The sequence below is a fragment of the Endozoicomonas atrinae genome (assembly GCF_001647025.1).
Classification (GTDB): Bacteria; Pseudomonadota; Gammaproteobacteria; order Pseudomonadales; family Endozoicomonadaceae; genus Endozoicomonas; species Endozoicomonas atrinae.
This window is the reverse complement of the sequence record NZ_LUKQ02000723.1, coordinates 1-626: the sequence shown is the minus strand read 5'-3', so window position 1 is coordinate 626 and position 626 is coordinate 1. Positions and strand designations below refer to the sequence as shown.

1 protein-coding gene is annotated in these 626 nt (G+C 46.5%); it reads right to left on the bottom strand.

The features are described 5' to 3' along the window. The coding region (locus AK963_RS30285) for a phage integrase (protein ID WP_420795631.1) at nucleotides 1–624 on the bottom strand (624 nt) is incomplete at its 3' end. Nucleotides 625–626 lie beyond the last annotated feature (2 nt).

Genomic DNA, 626 nt, shown 5'->3' with positions numbered 1-626 from the left:
GTTCTTCTTGGACTTGGTGTAGGTCAGGTAAACCTGATTGTTCTTGAAGTGGTGATCCTTCCTGCTCTCGATCTCTCCCCAGCGAGCACCGGTAGACAGGCAAATCTTGGTGATCATCATCACATGGCGGCTTTTGCAGTTCTTCTTGATGTCTTCGAATAGCAGTTGAATCTCGTCATTACTCAGAAAGACAAGTTCTTTCTCATGGATACGAATCTTGTCTACGGGCTGAAAGGGATTGCAGTAGCCAATGATGGCATTCCTGCCCAGAAAGTTATAAACGGCATTGATATAGCCAAGAATGTTATTCAGGGTCTTATCGCCGATGCCTTCCTCTCTCTTCTGCTTCTTATACCGGTGCCAGTCTCTGGTAGTGACTTCTTTGGCGATAGGGTTGCCCAGAGCGTCACAGAAGCGAATCAGGTTCTTCAGCGTCCGTTCATTATCCGCCAGCTCGACGCCTCTGGCTTCATACCAGATATCAATTAACTCTCTGAGCGTGCGGTCATCTCTCTCTGGTGCTTCTTTATCTTTGTCAGCAATGCACTTATCACGGTACTGGATACATTCCAGTTTTGTTTTTGCGGTATGACGAAAACGCTTGCTGCCAATCCTGAAATCAATTT